Genomic DNA, 14,243 nt, shown 5'->3' with positions numbered 1-14,243 from the left:
ATCTCTACAGCGTATAACCTGAGGAAATTCCTAAAATATATAACAATATAATTTGTACCGTTATTTCCTGGCGGAGGTGTAGCACACATCATTCACAGGAAAGTGCTGTCTTTTATATTTGTTACGCACATCCGACAATGGAATAAATAGCTTACGTTAATAACGGCGATCAGGTTCTGAATACAATATCCCAGCACCTTACAGAGGATACAGCACCGATAAGCTCCATATGGTCGCCCGACAGGGGATCCCTTATTCGTCTGGAACAGGGGGTTTCATCACTTATGGCAGGAGAGGGATTTTCTCATGCGTATTCTGTTTGTAGGCCCACCCCTTTATGGTCTGTTGTACCCTGTGCTCTCCCTCGCCCAAGGCTTTCGCGCCAACGGGCATGAAGTGGTTATTGCCAGCGCCGGAAAGTTCGCCCAAAAAGCGGCTGAAGCGGGCCTGGTCACGTTTGATGCGGCACCCGGCTTCGACTCAGAAGCGGACTATCGCCGTCGCGAAAACCTGCGTAAGGAAAAAAACGTCGGGACTAAGATGGGCAATTTCTCCTTTTTTAGTGAGGAGATGGCTGACCGGCTGATGGATTTTGCCGGTGAGTGGAAGCCCGATCTCATCGTCTATCCGCCATTGGGTGTCGTTGGTCCCCTGATTGCGGCGAAATACAACATTCCCGTCGTCATGCAAACCGTGGGTTTTGCCCATAAACCCTGGCACGTGAAAGGGGTGACCAAATCCCTCTCTGATGCCTATGCACGCCATGGCGTGACGGAAACACCGCGCGATCTGGCGTGGATTGATGTAACGCCCCCTAGCATGAGCATCACGGAAAATGACGGCGAGCCGATTATCCCGATGCAGTACGTGCCCTACAACGGCGGTGCCGTATGGGAAAAATGGTGGGACCGGACGCCCGGACAAAAGCGCCTGCTGGTGAGCCTCGGCACCGTCAAACCCATGGTAGACGGGCTGGACCTGATCTCCTGGGTCATGGATTCGGCGCACGAAGTGGATGCCGAAATCATCCTGCACCTTAATGCCAATGCACGAGCGGAACTGAGAAACCTGCCCACCAATGTGCGGTTGGTGGACTGGATCCCTATGGGTGCCTTCCTCAACGGCGCAGATGGCTTTATCCATCACGGCGGGGCGGGCAATACGCTCACGGCGCTGCATGCTGGCATTCCTCAGATCGTCTTTGGCCAGGGAGCAGACCGTCCGGTAAATGCCCAGGCGGTGGTTGATCGCGGCTGCGGCATCGTGCCGGGAGAACAGGGGTTAACCAGTGATTTGATCAACAGCTTCCTGAGTAGCGATGCGCTGCGCACCTCCTCACAGCAGGTGGCGGCAGAGATGGCGGCACAGGCTACGCCAGCCAAAGTCGCCGAACAGTTGGTTGCCCTGGTGAAGTAAGACCCGTGATAGCGCAGCGCTGTAGCGGGAAAGGAACTCACCGCCTGCCTGCGCCTCACCTTTTTAACTTGATGCCTGCGACTTAGCAGGCATCGTTTGCTTGCAGAAAAGGAGGCTTAATGCCCACTGCTCAATCTCAACCGCCTACGCGCTCCTGGATGGTTCGCCTGGCTGGCGTTTGCTGGGAACGAAAGAAGTTAAGCCTGATTGTGGTGCTGGCTTCCGTCTCGACGATTCTTTTCGCCGCCTTAACGCCGCTCCTGACACGCCAGGCGGTTAACGATGCGATGGCCGGTAATCCTGCTCAACTCCCGTGGCTGGCGGCGGGCTTACTGCTTATCGCCCTGTTCGATTTTATCGGCAACTATGTGCGTCGCGGCTATGCCGGAGAGCTGTCGCTCTGGGTGCAGCACACCCTGCGTGGCCGCGCCTTTGACAGTATTCAAAACCTCGACGGTGCCGGTCAGGATGCCCTGCGCACCGGCCAGGTGATCTCACGTACCAACAGCGATCTGCAACAGATGCATATCATGATGCAGATGAGCCCGGTCCCGCTGGCGGTACTGACCTATTATGTTGTCGGCCTCGGTGTCATGCTGTGGATGTCACCTTCTATGACGGTGATCGTGATTGCCGTACTCGCGGCACTGGCCTATACCGCGCTGCATGCCCGTCGCCGGGTCTTTGCCCAGATGGGCCAGGCCTCAGACAATCTGGCGCAAATGACCGAACACATGCGCGAGGTGCTGCAACAGATCTCCATTGTGAAATCCTGCGTGGCGGAACTGCGCGAGCTGAAATGGCTCGATCGTCAGTCACGTCGCATTGTGCGGGTGCGCATCGGTGCCGCAATTTCGCAGGCGATGCCGGGCGCAACCATGCTGGCACTGCCGATTCTGGGCCAGATCGTCCTGTTAAGCTTTGGCGGCTGGTCCGTCATGAACGGGCGCATCGATCTCGGCACCTTTGTGGCCTTTGCCAGCTTCCTCGCCATGCTGACCGGTCCGACCCGCGTACTGGCTTCCTATCTGGTGATTGTGCAACGCACCCGCGCTTCGGTGGAACGGGTTTTCACCCTGATCGATACCCAACCGCAAATGCAGGATGGCACGCAAACTGTCGCCGGTCAGGTCACCGGCCTGACGCTGGAACAGGTGGGCTTCCACTACAGCGGCGGAAAAAAAGAGGTCTTGCAGGATGTCTCGTTCTCCATCCAGGCGGGCGAAACCCTCGCCGTGGTGGGTGCCTCCGGTTCGGGTAAATCCACCCTGTTGATGCTGCTGGCACGTTTCTACGATCCCACCAGCGGACGCCTGCTGTTAGATACTGACCAGGGCCAGCAAAATCTGGCCGATCTGCGTTTAGATGCCCTGCGCCGTCGCGTGGGTGTGGTCTTTGAAGACACCTTCCTGTTTGCAGGGACCGTGGCAGAGAATATTGCCTATGGCCATCCCGAAGCCACCGAACAGAGTATTCAGGCCGCAGCAGATGCCGCGGGCGCAACAGGGTTTATCTCGGCCTTGCCGAAAGGGTTCAAAACGCCACTGACGGAGCGCGCCAGTAATCTTTCCGGCGGGCAGCGTCAGCGTATTGCCCTGGCGCGGGCGCTGCTAACTGCCCCTAACCTGCTGATTCTGGATGACACCACCTCCGCCGTCGATGCTGGCACCGAGTCCGAAATCAACGCAGCACTGGGACGTTATGCCGATGAACAGCACATGTTACTGGTGATTGCCCGCCGCCGTTCAACCCTGCAACTGGCCAGTAAAATTGTGGTACTGGAGCAGGGGCGCATTGTGGATATCGGCAGCCAGGCGGAGCTGGAACAGCGCTGTCCGACATTCCGTGCCCTGATGTCGGGCAGCGGTGAATTCCTCGAAAAGCCGCAGGAGAGCGTTATCGACCTGTGGCCGACGGCGGCAACCCAACCCGCGCAGGAAAAGACGGCATCCGCAACAACGGGCTTTCGCAATCGCATGAGCGAAGTGCCAGAACCGGCAGTGCAGGCTGCGCTGGCAGGCAAAGGCCGCCGCGTTGCGTCACTGCTCCGGCCAGTGAGCTGGATGTTCATCGTCGCTGCGCTGCTCATCGCCCTGGATTCCGCTTCCAGCGTTGGCGTTCTGCTGCTGCTGAAACGGGGCATCGACAGTGGCGTCTCTGCGGGCGATCTCACCACTATCATCAGCTGTGCCGCGCTGGCACTGGGCCTGATGGTTGTCAGTTGGTGCTGCTATTCACTGCAAACCGTGGTTTCAACCCGCGCCGCCGAAAGCGTGCAACACACCGTTCGTTTACGCAGCTTCGGCCAGTTACTGCGTCTCGGTTTGCCCTACCATGAGAAAAATGTCGATAGCCGACTGACCCGCATGACGGTGGATGTCGACGCGCTGGCGCGTTTTTTACAGAATGGCCTTGCCGGTACTGCCACCAGCCTGATCACCATGGTGGCGATTGCCGTCGCGATGTTCTGGCTCGACCCGGTGCTGGCGCTGGTGGCGCTGGGTGGCATCCCGGTAGTCATCATCGCGACGCTGATCTACCGTCGCCTTAGTTCACCGGCGTATGCGCAGGCACGAGTAGAAATCGGCAAAGTTAACAGCACATTACAGGAGAAAGTTTCTGGCCTGCGCGTGGTGCAGTCGCACGGACAACAAGGGGCCGAAGCAGCAAAACTGCGCACCCTCTCCGATCGTTTCCGGGCTACGCGAGTGAAAGCACAGAAGTATCTCGCGGTTTACTTCCCTTTCCTCACCTTCTGTACCGAAGCCGCTTACGCAGCGGTGCTGCTGGTTGGCGCTTCTCGTGTTGCCGAGGGGCAGATGACCGCAGGTGTGCTGGCCGCCTTCTTCCTGCTGTTGGGGCAGTTTTACGGTCCGGTGCAAACGCTCTCGGGTATCGTGGACTCCTACCAGCAGGCTTCAGCCAGTGCTCGCCATATTGATGAGCTGCTGGCAACGCCAGGCACAGAGAACCTTGATCCTACGCCGCAGGCGAGCAGTCACGTTCTGCAAGGCGGGCTGACACTGGAACAGATTAGCTATCACTATCCTGGCAGCAGCGAGCCCGCACTGAATCAGTTGAATCTGTCGATACCTGCCGGTTCGGTCGTGGCGATTGTCGGGCGTAGCGGTGCGGGGAAATCCACCCTGATCAAGCTCCTTTCTGGCCTCTATCCACTGACCGAGGGCAAGATTCGCATTGGCGAACGCGCCATTAGCGATCTGCCGCTGGCAGATTACCGGGCCCAAATTGGGCTGGTAGAGCAGGAGGTCGCGTTGTTCAGCGGTGATATCGCCGGAAACATTCGCTATGCGCGGCCAGAAAGCAGCAACGCGGAGGTAGAGAATGCCGCACGTCAGGCGGGCTTACTGGATACGGTGCGTGCCCTGCCGCAAGGTTTCTCAACACCGGTCAACAATGGCGGTGCCGACTTACCAGCCGGTAAGCGCCAGCTACTGGCTCTGGCGCGGGCGCAGTTGGCAAACGCACACGTGATGCTGCTCGATGAAGCCACCTCGCGGCTGGATCGCGCCTCCGAAGAGACGGTGCTGAATTCATTGATTACCGGAGCCCATCAGCATGGGCGAACTGCGCTGGTCGTGGCACACCGGCTCACCACCGCCTGCCGCTGCGATGCGATTGCGGTGCTGGATCGTGGCCAGATCAGTGAATACGGTACGCATGATGAATTGCTGAAAGCCAACGGCCTGTATGCCAGATTGTGGCGGGACAGTAACGGCGCAGGTGCTGACAAAGATGCCGCAACGCTAGCGGTATAATCTGAAGGAAAAGGCGTGGCACAACCGGTGCCACGCCTTGTATCCCTTAAGGCGGGCAGTTTGCCGCAGGCAACGTTTTGTCTGGTGCCGCCATATCAAACAGCGCACGCTGGAAACCGGCGTTAAACATCTCGCCATGGTTCAACTCAGGAAACGACCAATCCGCCACGGCAAGGCCACGGCTGCGTAACGCCGGTAGAGTGGCATGTACCCGGCTGACTGCATCCGCCACCGCACCCGCTTTGTTCTTGCCTGGAATCGGGCTACCTTCCATAAAGATCAGCTGCTTATGGCACACTTTGCGCGGATCAATCTGCGCCATCTCATCCAGCATCCCGATGTAATCCCGGTTCAGAGACGGGCTGGTCGCGTAGTAGCGGTTAAACAGGCTGGAGCTGCGCCAGCTATCCAGCACATACAGACCGCCCAGCGAGTGTCCCCAAATCCCGCGCTGATGGCTGTCAATCTTCAGCCCTTTTTCCGCCTGCGGCGCAATGGTCTGCTCTAACAGCTGGCGGAAAATCAGACCGCCGCCGCAGGGCCTGCCGCGCGTCGCCTGCTGTTGGCACAGGCTGCCAGCCATGCTGACGGGCGGCGTATCATCATAGGCACGCGCGCTCAGGGCAAAAGGTTCATCGGTCTGATACCCCACCACCACCAATACCGGCGGATTTTGCTGAGAAAGCTTTTGCAGGAGGCTATCGGAAAGGCGATCCATCACGGCATTGCCATCCAGCATATACAACAGGGGATAGCCTGCCGCTGGCGCGGGTTTATCCGGGATCGCGGTCCAGACTTTGTAGTGGCGCTGACCGTCTACGGAGTCAAAGGTGTTCACAGTGAAATGGTAAAACGCAGAGCCTTTGTCCGCGATATTAGGCCCCAGCGGGGTCATATCCGGCCGGGCAAAACTGCTACCCGCCGCGAAAAGTGAAGCGGTAAATACACTTAGCTGTAGCGCCAGGCGCAGGGTCTTACTGTGGAATAACCTCTCTCTCACTGCCTTAATCTCCCTGATAGTGCTGCGGTTCAGAACGCAAAACAGGCTGCGGGGAGAGCGTCTCCCTACAGCCTGTTGCCTGCTTTCGATCAATCAGAAATGCAGACCCAGTTCCATATAATACGTGCGGCCCGACTCATTATAGGTACGCGCACCAGCGCCGTAGGCATAAGTCCCGCTGGAGCCGGAGGTCAACGAGTTGCCCTCACGGAAGTGGCGCTCGTCTAACAGGTTATCAATCCCTGCGGTCAGATCCACATCCTTGTTAATGCTGTACACCGCACTGACGCCAAACACCGCATAAGGCTGCACTGCCCAGGTTTCACTGCCGGTGGTTTTCGCGCCGCTGGCCTCATAGCGATTGGCTTTCTGCTTACCATACCAGGTCATGGTGCCCTGCACCGCCAGCGCCTCTGTCGCCTGCCAGTCGAGCGTTGAATTGATGGTAAATTTCGGGATCAGCGTCAGGTAATCCCCGGTGCTTTTGTTCTCATCATCAATGATGTAGGTAAAGTTGTTGTTCATCGTCAGGCTGTCGCTGAGAGGGAAATTAAACGTCCCTTCCAGCCCCTGAATCACCGCTTTTGGCACGTTGGTCCACTGATACACGTTGGAGGTGCCATTGTAGTAATCAGAGGTGGTTCCCGCCGTAATCTTGTTGCGGTAATCATTGCGATACCAGGTCAGGCCAGCCTGTACGCCTGCATGGTTGTACTCAATACCGATCTCTTTGTTAACGCTGGTCTCCGCTTTCAGATCCTTATTCCCTTGCAGATAGCAGCTGCTGCCGGTGTCATAGCAGCCGTTACCGCTGCTGTAGAGCAGGTAATTGGGGTTAGTCTGATAGAGGTTAGGCGCTTTCCACGCTCGGGCAATTCCGAGCTTCAGCGTGAAGTCACTGCCCAGATCCTGAGAAAGATTCAGCGCCGGGCTCCAGTTGCTGCCGGACAGGGTCTGATAGTTGAAGCGCAGCCCCGGCGTCAGACGCGTGGTATCGGTCAGATCCATATTATCTTCGGTATAGAAGCCGTAGATGTCTGCTGAACTGTATTTACTGCGATCGCTACTGGCCGCGCCTGGCACATCAGAGGTGGTGGTCACCGTATTGGAGGCGGGATCCTTCATCGACTGATGATTCATCTCCGCCCCGAAGGTCAGCGTCTGATTAACACCAAAATCCAGCGGAATATTCACGTCTGAATGCAGGTTGGTGTCATTCAGCACGATGGTGGAGAACCCTTCATCCGTGGTGCTGAATAAGCCCTCCAGGCCGCCAGACAAGCCTTCGTTCAGGCGCGTGTTGCGGGTTTTTTCAAACTGGATGTAATTATTGGTGGTAACGCCGTTATCCCATGCACCGGTATATTTCAACGACAGCGTCTGGCGATAAATAATATTGGTTTCTTTACCGTAATTCTCTTTGACTAACATGCTGCTGTTGGTATTTTGCGTATCTCCGGCATACAGGTTGCCCTGGCGGCTATATCCGGCATCCAGCTCCAGCGCCTGGCGCGGCAAAAATTCCCAGCGCAGCACGCTGTTAATATTTTTATTAATCACGCCCTCACGTCCGGCTGGCACCATCCCGGCATATTTACCGGTACGCTCAGCTGAATGGCCGTCATTAATATCTTGTCCGTCGGCCTGGGTTTTACTCCAGTTGCCGTAAATCCGCATGGTGAGATTATCGGTTAAGGCACCACCAATACTGGCGTTATAGCGTTTGGTTGCCCCTTCCTGCTTATGCTCCGGCACATTGTAGTAGCTGTTAAAATTACCGTGCCACGCCTGGGTGGTGGGCTTGGTGATGATATTCACGACGCCGCCCATCGCTCCGTTACCGTACAGCGCCGCTGCCGGGCCACGGATCACCTCAATGCGGTCAATCATTTCGGGCGGCACCCAGTTGCTGTCGCCACGGGTATCACGCTCGCCACGCCAGCCATATCGCACGGAGTTACGGCTGCTGACGGGCATGCCGTCCACCAGAATCAGGGTGTTTTCCGGTCCCATCCCGCGAATATCAATCTGACGATTATTGCCACGCTGGCCGCTGCTGGAGTTACCGGTCAGGTTCACGCCGGGCATGGTGCGAATAATCTCCGCCACATCACGCTGAATCGGATGCTTTTTTATCGCTTCGCTGTCGATGATGGAAACGCCGGGAGCCTGCAAGGTTTGCTCGCGAGCGGTGACTAACAGCGTGTTATCACTGCTGCTCTTCTTATCTGACAGCGCCATGGGCTGCTGGGTTTGCGGCTTTTCTGGCTGCTTTGTCGTGGGTTTCTGGCTGGAATCTGCCGCCTGAACGGCGGGTATTGCGAGACTGCCCGCAATCAGAGAACTCAACAGCGAGCGCTTAAACATCTGCCTAATCATTGGAATCGCCTTCCGTGGTGAAAGTGCTAAAACAGAGGAGATGCACTCTATTGCGAATGATTATTAATTACAATGCGGCTTTTTTCGACAACCTGACGCACCGCTGTTTTTTTACTGGCGGCGTGAGAAAAAGACATAAATTTTCGTGAATTAAATCATCAGGATGCCGCGCCTTTCCCTGCCCCGTAATTACAAATATCAGCCTGGCGTAAATTTGCATTACGGTTTATTTCAGGAAAAGGCCACGGGTAGTCAGGCGCGCTGACAGATCAGCTTTTTTTGGCTTTATCCAGCATCGCGCGGAGGCCGGCAACCCGGCTCTGGCCGGTTTTCATGCGCTCTTCGGCGCTTACCACTTTGCGTTCCGTTTCCCAGCTCACATCATCCTGTGGCAGCTCCATCAGGAAGCGGCTTGGCTCAGGGCGAATCAGCTCGCCGTATTGTCGACGCTCGCGGCACAGCGTAAACGTCAGCTCTTTCTGCGCGCGGGTAATACCCACATAAGCCAGACGTCGCTCTTCTTCGATATTGTTCTCATCAATGCTGCTTTGGTGTGGCAGCAGCCCCTCTTCCATCCCCACCAGATAGACGTAAGGGAACTCCAGCCCCTTGGAGGCATGCAGCGTCATCAGCTGGACCTGATCCATATCTTCGTCACTCTCGCCACGTTCCATCATGTCGCGCAGCGTAAAGCGCGTAACCACCTGAGTCAGCGTCATCGGCTCTTCCAGGTCGCTGCCTTCCAGCATCTCCGTCATCCACTGGAACAGCAGATTGACGTTTTTCATGCGCATTTCGGCCGCTTTGGTGCTGGTTGAGGTTTCATACAGCCAGCTTTCGTAATCAATCCCGCGAATCAGATCGCGCACTGCACTCACCGGCTCGCGTTCCGCCAGTTGCATCACTTCCTGCATCCAGTGCGTGAAACGCTGTAGGTGTTCCAGCCCACGTCCGGTCAGGGTTTGTCCCAGCCCCACATCAAAGCTGCTGTTAAACAAACTTTTGTTGCGCAGGTTGGCCCACTCCCCCAGCTTTTGCAGCGTCGCCGGGCCGATTTCACGCCGTGGCGTATTCACAATACGCAAAAAGGCACTGTCATCGTCCGGGTTAGTCAGAACGCGCAGGTAGGCCAGCAGATCTTTAATCTCCGGGCGGGAGAAAAACGACGTTCCGCCAGAGATACGATAAGGAATGCGGTTCTGCATCAGCAGCTTTTCGAACACTCGCGACTGGTGATTGCCGCGATAGAGAATCGCGTAATCCTTGTACTGGGTTTTGTTCATGAAGTGATGGGCAATCAGCTCGCCGGTGACGCGTTCCGCTTCATGATCTTCATTGTTCGCGGTGATCACTTTCAGCTCATTCCCCAGACCCAGCTCGGAGAACAGGCGTTTTTCAAACACATGCGGATTATTGGCAATCAGGATATTGGCGGCTTTCAGAATACGCTGGGAAGAGCGGTAATTCTGTTCCAGTTTCACCACTTCCAGCGCGGGAAAATCCTGCTGCAATAACACCAGGTTTTGCGGTCGTGCACCGCGCCATGAGTAGATCGACTGGTCATCATCGCCCACCACGGTAAAACGCGCGCGGCTGCCCACCAGGAGCTTGACTAACTCATACTGGCTGGTGTTGGTGTCCTGGTATTCATCCACTAACAGGTAGCGAATACGCTGTTGCCAGCGTTCGCGCACTGCTTCATTACGTTGCAGGAGCAGCGTGGGCAGCAGGATCAGATCGTCGAAATCCAGCACATTACAGGCTTTCAGATGCTGATCGTACAGCGCGTAGCAGTGCGCAAAAATATTATCCCGTTCGGAACGTGCCAGCGCGGCGGCACCCGGCGGATCGATCAGGTCATTTTTCCAGTTGGAGATGGTGGAAATCAGCTGCTGTAGCAGCGTCTTGTCTTCTTCCAGCCAGGTTTTGGTCAGCTCTTTGAGCAGGCCAAGCTGGTCCTGATCGTCAAACAGGGAGAAGTTTGATTTCATCCCCAGCGCGGCGGTTTCACGCTTGATGATCTCCAGGCCCAGGGTGTGGAAGGTGGAGATCAACAGGCCGCGCGCCTCTTTACGCCCCAGCGTCTGCGCCACACGCTCTTTCATCTCGCGCGATGCTTTATTGGTAAAGGTCACGGCCGCAATATGGCGCGCCTGATAGCCGCACTCCCGGATCAGATGGGCGATTTTATTGGTGATTACGCGAGTCTTGCCGGAACCGGCTCCAGCCAGCACCAGACATGGCCCGGTAACAAATTCAACGGCACGCTGTTGGCCTGGGTTTAAACGCATAACAGAAATCGCTCAATAATCGGGGAAAGGAGTGGGATAATAGCGGCTCAGTATACACGAGAGAGATTTATCATGGCGAAAACCGCAGCGGCTTTACACATCCTGGTGAAAGAGGAAGCACAGGCTAACGACCTGTTAGCACAGCTGGCAAAAGGGGCTAACTTCCAGGAATTAGCCAAAAAGCACTCTACTTGCCCTTCAGGCCGCAACGGCGGTGATTTGGGTGAGTTCCGTCAGGGACAAATGGTGCCAGCGTTTGATAAAGCGGTCTTCACCTGTCCGTTAATCACGCCATTTGGACCGGTGAAAACCGCCTTTGGTTATCACATCATTAAGGTGCTGTACCGCAACTGATTAGCGCTGGCTTTTCATCTGTTGCAGTATCTTGCTGCACTGGTTGTCGTCACTGTCGCTGGGAGAGATCAGCGCCAGCAGGGCGGCAGCCGGTGCGACTACCGCACCCAACGCCACAGCCGCCGCACCACGGGCAATCAGTGGCCCGGCTTTCACCCCCGCATCCGGATTTTTAAACGTGCCACGCACATAGAGTGGCGAACGCAGGGTGACAATACGAATGCCTTTGCTCTCCGGGTCAATGGAGAGATCGAGCCGTTCGCTGGCGAAATTGGCGGTACCGCTGATGTTAATCACGGCATTTTCCGTGTCGAACACAAACAGGTTTGGCGTTGCCAGCCCGTTTTGCAGTTTCACATCGGTGGCTGCGCAATTGATCCGTACCTCATCATCCCCAAACAGTTTCCCTACCAGATAGTTACCGACATTTAGCCCGGCAATTTCCATCAGGCTGCGGCTGATCAGGCCGTCGTTCATCAACAGTTTCATGTTGCCGTTACTGGTGCCAAGCAGGTCAGCCACGGAGTTACCGTTGCCGCTCAGGCTGGCATCTCCGTTGATCTGACCAAGGCTTTTTTGCATTGCCTGCACATCAGGGAACAGCTGACGCAGTTGCAGTTTGCGCACGTGCAATTCTGCCTGTCCACGCATTGGGCTACGATCACCTTCCAGATGAATCGTGCTGTTTAACGTCCCACCCGCCATACCAAAGCGCAGCGGGTCGAGGCGTAAATCGCCATTTTTTAGCTGTAAATGGGTATAAAGATCGCTTAACGGCAGCGAACTACTGTGTTCAATGCGCTTACCGCTGAACTTCACATCCGCATCCATCACCTGCCAGCTTTTGGTATCAAACTTATCATGCGGCAAGACGCGATCTGCGGGTTGAGTACTTCTCTCGCCACGCTGCGCCTTGGCCTGCTCGGTTTTTTCGCTGCCTTTGCCGGAGTTAACCCCGATCAACGGGCCAAGGTCAGCCATGCGTAGCTGTTGCGAACTCAGTTCACCGGTGAGCGTGGGGCGCGGTTTTACCTGGCTGTAGGTCAATGAGCCGTGAATATCGCTGTCACCAATATGGCCGTTGAATTTCTGGTACTGGAACACCGGGCCATTTTTGCCGTTAAATTTAGCGATCAGGTGCCCATCGGTTTCGTAAGGAGGAGTATCCGGCAGCAATACGCCGGTTAAGCCATACAGATTTGCCAGCGTATCACCGGAGAAACGGAGGCGGACATTCAAACCGCCGAGATTCAACGGGTCTTGCACCCCACCGCTCAGCTGCACACGGGTGGTGCCATTGCGGACATCGGCCTGCACCGGGAATGGCGTAGTCTGGCTGCGTAACGACAGCATTCCGCCGATTTTACCGCTGCCGCTCAGCGGCTGGTTGTTGTAGCGCCCCTGAGCCTGCCAGCCAAACACGAAATCACCCGCGCCCTTTTGCTGATCGTCCCCTCCGGCAACCTGAGCATAAGGCACGGGTTTCCCGAGCGGATTCACTTTTACCGTCACATCCGCTTTGTTGATGGCATCGCGATAGCGAATAACCCCCTGGTCGAACAGAATATTATCCAGACGGAAACTCCACGCAGAAGGTGCAGATGCCTTAGCATCGCCGCTGCTGGCGAGGGTGAAGGTCCAGTTATTTTTTTTATCTGCGGTTTGAATCAGACGCGCATCCGGCTGTTGCAGCTTGATCCAGGGTAAATAGACCTGCTTATGCAGCAGTGCCAGTGGCGCAAGCGTGGCATCAACACGTTCCAGATGCACCATCGTCACCTCGCCAATCTCCGGCGGATTACCGAGCACAATATCTTCCGCATGCACATGCGGCCACGGCACCCACTGACGCCAGCCAGGCTCATCACGGTGACGCTCCCAGGCAACGCCGAGATCGCCGCGAATGGCAAACTGGCGATTTAGCTCAGCGGAGACTTTTTGGTTGATGGTTGGCTTCAGGCGATTCCAGTCAAATGTGGCGATGAAAACCACAATCACCACAACCAGCAACAAAAAAATCCCGATGATCCAGCTGAAAATCTTCCTCGTCCGCGACATTGCACCCCTCCTCGCCTTGTTCTGTCTGTTTAAAGATAGACGAGTGAGCGGCAATGGTCAGGGGAGCTGCATCGCGAGCCGGGTTAACTCCGAGAAAGGCACCGGTCGTGAGAAGTAATAGCCCTGTGCCGCCATCGCGGGTGAAGCACGTACCATCTGCCACTCTTCTTCCGTTTCGACCCCTTCAACAATCACGCCATTGCAATAACGGTTGATCAGCGCCAGTAGCATGGAAAACAGATTACGCCCCTCTTCGGTCTTGCGCAGCAGGATGAAAAGCTCCCGTGACAGCTTGATGTAGTCATATTTCAGCTCCGTCAGGGCGGAGAAGTTCGCCATGCCTGAGCCAAAGTCATCCAGCCACAGCGGGCCGAGTTCCGGCATCTGCGCCACCATCTCTTCCTGCGGCAACACATGGTGCTCGGTCAATTCGAAACGTACCCACGGTAGGCGGGCAATCAGACGACGGATAGCCGTATGCCCCTGAATCGCCATCAGGGTTGGCCCGTCAATGTTGACCGATGCCACCACCTCGCCGCCACGGAAGAAAGCGCCCCACTGCGCCAGTTGTGACAGCTGATCAAACACGACATCGAGCCGCTGGCCAATCTCTAAAGCGCCAAAATAGTGCTCCGGAGAGAGGCGCTGCTCCGGTGCGGCAGGATGGGTCACTGCCGTTAATAGCTCAATGGCTAACAGCTTGCCAGAGACCTGATATATCGGCTGGAAAGTATAGAGCCGCTGACATTGCTGCCAGTAACGCGCGCTGCCCTGCGGTGGTATATCGTCATTTGACGAGGGTTGCCGGAGACTAAAATCCTTCATCACCATGGTCTTTTCCTGGTTAGTGGCGAGAGCCTGAATCGGCGGTCCAGCGGAAGGTATCGGCGTTTTTACAGATAACTTTATGACCGGTTTTGTCAGCAAGACAGAACCGGGTCATTGATAGCAGACGATAACGCGCGA

General features: G+C 56.1%; 8 protein-coding genes. 3 read left to right on the top strand and 5 right to left on the bottom strand.

Annotation, left to right across the window (positions count from 1 at the left end):
• Positions 1–306 precede the first annotated feature (306 nt).
• Positions 307–1,416, top strand: a complete 1,110-nt coding sequence (locus B880_RS0101990) for a glycosyltransferase (RefSeq protein ID WP_017345712.1) — start codon at positions 307–309, stop codon at positions 1,414–1,416.
• Between the two features lie 119 nt (positions 1,417–1,535).
• Positions 1,536–5,195: a salmochelin/enterobactin export ABC transporter IroC gene (iroC, locus tag B880_RS0101985; RefSeq protein ID WP_017345711.1), complete on the top strand. Its 3,660-nt coding sequence runs from the start codon at positions 1,536–1,538 to the stop codon at positions 5,193–5,195.
• Positions 5,196–5,241: 46 nt separating this feature from the next.
• Here the strand turns inward: iroC and B880_RS0101980 are convergent, their stop codons facing one another.
• The 3 genes from B880_RS0101980 to rep form a co-directional block, all read right to left on the bottom strand.
• On the bottom strand, positions 5,242–6,195 hold the full coding sequence (locus tag B880_RS0101980) for an alpha/beta hydrolase (protein WP_071524360.1): 954 nt from the start codon (positions 6,193–6,195) through the stop codon (positions 5,242–5,244).
• Between the two features lie 93 nt (positions 6,196–6,288).
• On the bottom strand, positions 6,289–8,574 hold the full coding sequence (locus B880_RS0101975; RefSeq protein WP_017345709.1) for a TonB-dependent siderophore receptor: 2,286 nt from the start codon (positions 8,572–8,574) through the stop codon (positions 6,289–6,291).
• Positions 8,575–8,843: 269 nt separating this feature from the next.
• Complete coding sequence (rep, locus tag B880_RS0101965) at positions 8,844–10,865, bottom strand: DNA helicase Rep (protein ID WP_017345708.1); 2,022 nt, start codon at positions 10,863–10,865, stop codon at positions 8,844–8,846.
• Positions 10,866–10,937: 72 nt separating this feature from the next.
• Between rep and ppiC the strand changes: the two genes are divergently transcribed.
• Positions 10,938–11,219 (top strand): peptidylprolyl isomerase PpiC, encoded by a 282-nt coding sequence (gene ppiC / locus B880_RS0101960; protein WP_017345707.1) that lies wholly within the window; start codon positions 10,938–10,940, stop codon positions 11,217–11,219.
• Here the strand turns inward: ppiC and B880_RS0101955 are convergent, their stop codons facing one another.
• Both B880_RS0101955 and pdeH read right to left on the bottom strand, forming a co-directional pair.
• Positions 11,220–13,277 (bottom strand): AsmA family protein, encoded by a 2,058-nt coding sequence (locus tag B880_RS0101955; RefSeq protein WP_017345706.1) that lies wholly within the window; start codon positions 13,275–13,277, stop codon positions 11,220–11,222.
• A 57-nt stretch (positions 13,278–13,334) separates the two neighbouring features.
• Positions 13,335–14,108, bottom strand: a complete 774-nt coding sequence (pdeH, locus tag B880_RS0101950; protein WP_017345705.1) for a cyclic-guanylate-specific phosphodiesterase — start codon at positions 14,106–14,108, stop codon at positions 13,335–13,337.
• Between the last annotated feature and the right edge of the window lie 135 nt (positions 14,109–14,243).

The organism is Pantoea sp. A4 (assembly GCF_000295955.2).
GTDB classification, from domain to species: Bacteria; Pseudomonadota; Gammaproteobacteria; order Enterobacterales; family Enterobacteriaceae; genus Pantoea; species Pantoea multigeneris.
Note: the sequence above shows the minus strand (reverse complement) of the source record. Positions and strands in the feature narration are given on the sequence as shown.

Coding starts and splice junctions, on each gene's coding strand:
- B880_RS0101955 (WP_017345706.1), bottom strand. CDS start 13,277: ATGTCGCGGACGAGGAAGATTTTCAGCTGGATCATCGGGATTTTTTTG.
- B880_RS0101990 (WP_017345712.1), top strand. CDS start 307: ATGCGTATTCTGTTTGTAGGCCCACCCCTTTATGGTCTGTTGTACCCT.
- rep (WP_017345708.1), bottom strand. CDS start 10,865: ATGCGTTTAAACCCAGGCCAACAGCGTGCCGTTGAATTTGTTACCGGG.
- iroC (WP_017345711.1), top strand. CDS start 1,536: ATGCCCACTGCTCAATCTCAACCGCCTACGCGCTCCTGGATGGTTCGC.
- B880_RS0101975 (WP_017345709.1), bottom strand. CDS start 8,574: ATGATTAGGCAGATGTTTAAGCGCTCGCTGTTGAGTTCTCTGATTGCG.
- pdeH (WP_017345705.1), bottom strand. CDS start 14,108: ATGGTGATGAAGGATTTTAGTCTCCGGCAACCCTCGTCAAATGACGAT.
- ppiC (WP_017345707.1), top strand. CDS start 10,938: ATGGCGAAAACCGCAGCGGCTTTACACATCCTGGTGAAAGAGGAAGCA.